2 protein-coding genes are annotated in these 2778 nt (G+C 65.7%); both read right to left on the bottom strand.

The features are described 5' to 3' along the window. Positions 1-1568 (bottom strand): hypothetical protein (locus tag P3W97_RS10140; RefSeq protein ID WP_300846380.1); only part of this gene is annotated, 1568 nt, incomplete at its 3' end. Positions 1569-1674: 106 nt separating this feature from the next. Further along, a complete protein-coding gene (locus P3W97_RS10135; RefSeq protein ID WP_300846378.1) occupies positions 1675-2508 on the bottom strand; it encodes a hypothetical protein in 834 nt (277 codons plus the stop codon). Positions 2509-2778 lie beyond the last annotated feature (270 nt).

Genomic DNA, 2778 nt, shown 5'->3' with positions numbered 1-2778 from the left:
TGCCGCTGTACCGTGGCAGCCATGAAGCGCTCGATGGCGCTGGGCATGTCGCCATACAGGCTGGCACCGACCACATTGTCCAGGAAGTGCCGAAACTCGCCTTTGCCTTCGCGGCGGTTGAGCGGGTCGCCCATCGTCGCGCGCCCAGGGGTGGCGCTGGCGCTGGCCCCTGGGTCGGCCACGTAGCCGAGGTAGTCCATCTCGCGCCAGCCGGCTGCGCCAGGAAACTTGCGCGCCATTGCCCAGGTGCTGTCGACGGTGACGCCCACGCCGGAATTGAAGCTGCGGTTGATCTCGGTGCCGTTGATGCCGCTGTGGCAACCGATGCACTGGGTCAGCTCCTCCAGTTTCTGCGGCCGCAAGGCGCCCTTGGCGTCTTCGATGAAGCCCGAGAGGTACCAGCCCACGCCGTTGTCCACCCAACCCTGGCTGGCGTTGCCGTAGACAGGCAGACCCTCTTCCTTCTGCGCGGGGTTGAAGTCGCTGTGGCGAAATTCCTTCCACTTCACCATGTAGCGCACCTCCTTCACGCGGCGCGCACGGGTGCCGGGGAAGGGGCTGATGGCGGCGTTGCGGCCGTCGGCCTGCACATCCACATAGTGCAAGGGGTGGGCGAACTCGGTGCCCACCGGATAGGCGCCTCGCTCCAAGGCGATGTCGCGCGCCGCGCCCACATAGTGCGTGCCATCGGCGACGCTCAGCCGGTCCTGGATCGCGCGCTCGACCAGGTCGAGGTTGCGCTCGTAGGTGGCCAGGTCGAACGCACCGGCCTCGTTGCGCATGAACACCTGCGGCAGCCGGATGTAGATGCCCGACACCGAGCCGGTGTGCGGCGTGAAGATGCCATAAGGCATGAAATTGATGGCGCGCCAACCGGTGTTGCGACCGCGGGCGTCGTTGAAAATGGCCCGGCCAGCCAGGGCGGTGCGCACGAAGCCATCATCCTGCGCGGGCAAGTCGTCTGGCGCGAGCCCGGGCAGCAGGCGAAACGGCCCATCGACGCCACCATCCCAGTGGCGTGCGTCACCCGGGCGCTGCGCAAAGGCGGCGCGCCAGTTGTCCTGGCGAATCCAGGCCTGCATGTCCCAGGCCGATGGGTCGGCTCCCAGGGCACGCACGGCCAGGGCCAGCTCCTCGGGCGCGAGCGTGTTGCGCCAGCGGTTGAGCACCGCCGGCGGCGCCGTGCGCGACAGCGGCGCAAAGCTGTAGTCCGTCTGCAGGTTGCCGATGCGCTCGGACGCGCCGGCCTGCGGCAGGTTGTTGCCCAGGCCGAGCGCATAGACGCCGTTGGTGTGGCAGTACTGGCAGGCGTTCTGTGTGCCGCCAGAGGTTTCGATGTAGCACTGCGCGGGAATGAAGGCGTAGGGGTTGTCGAACAACAGCAGGCTGACGAACTCCCCGCGGAAGGGGTCGGGCGCTCGGGCGGCGTTCGCTGACGCCGCAGCCAAAGTGTCCGCACCGCTGGCGCCATCGGCCGCGCCACCGCCGCCGCACATGGCGCCGAGCGTAGCAAGAGTCAATGCGGCCAGCCAGGTGCTGGCCCGAACCCACTTTGCGCTGAGCTTCATGATCGTTGTCCCTTCTTGGCTCGCATCCCCGAGCGAACGACACAGGGGCGCCGTTGCGGGAGCCCCTGGGGTGTGCGCCGCTGGCTAGCGGCGCGCTCGCTCTGGCTTACTTCAGTGCCGGCAGGCCGCCGATATAGCCCACATCGGCGCGGAAGACGTCGATACGCTTGAGCAGTTCTGCCTTGAGCGCTGCGGGTACGTTGGACGACACGTCGCCCCAGTGTTGCGAGTTGCTCATGATGTAGGCGCCCTTGCCATCGAGGTTGTCGATCACCTGCAAGCCGGTGGATTCGGCGCCCGCGGGCAGCGACAGGATGCGCGAGAGCTTCTTGGTGTCGACGTTGTAGGCCCAGAGGTAGTTGTTGGTGTGGCCCGAGGTGGAATCCTCACCGATGAACAAGGTGCGCATCTTCTCGGAGAAGAACAGGTTGTCGGGGTTGGCGATTTTGTCCTCGGGCACCGTGTTGCCCTTGTCGTCCTTGGGCATGTCTTGACCCAACAGCGCGGGTTCGACATACATGTTCACGGCCACGTGCGGCGAGTCGATGATGTTGCCCGAGGTGTCCTTGACGCCCGCCTTCATGTCCATCGTGTAGGTCGCCCCCGCGCTGAGCTTGGGAAGGCGGATGTGGTCGGCCGGTTCGCCCGCGTTGCTGATCATGCCGCGGTCGATGGCAGTGATGGCGATGTAGAGCTTGTTGTCTTTGGCGTTGACGGCCACGCCCTCGTACTTGTTGAACTCGGTCGTGCCGCCAAGGTAGGCGATGTAGCGACGCGTTTCGATGAACGCCGCGGCTTTCTCCATGCCCGGCTTGAGTGCGATGCACTCATCGGTCGAGGAGCCGGCGCGCACATGTTTGTAACCAGCCGGGCAGCTCTTCTTCTCGGTGTCGAAGGGCTTGGCATCCCAGATGTCATCGAACTTGATACCTTTGTCCACCAGCGCCTTGATTCCCGCATCGGTGGAGCGGCCCAGGCGAATCCATTCGATGTTGCCCTTGCCACCGCCTTCGGCGCTGGTCTGTACGAACTTGGCGCCTTAGAGCGTGCCGGCGGAGAGGTCGGCTTTCTTGTCCGCCACGAACATCACCATCTGCCCATGGGTGCCGTCGTCACCCATGTAAGCGGTGCGGCCGTCGGGCATCACGCGGGCGAGTTCCCAGGTGCCACGGCCCATGGCGTAGTGCTTGACGACGCTGGTGCTGCCGTC

The sequence above is a fragment of the Tepidimonas sp. genome, assembly GCF_029335975.1.
GTDB lineage: Bacteria > Pseudomonadota > Gammaproteobacteria > Burkholderiales > Burkholderiaceae_C > Tepidimonas.
Note: the sequence above shows the minus strand (reverse complement) of the source record. Positions and strands in the feature narration are given on the sequence as shown.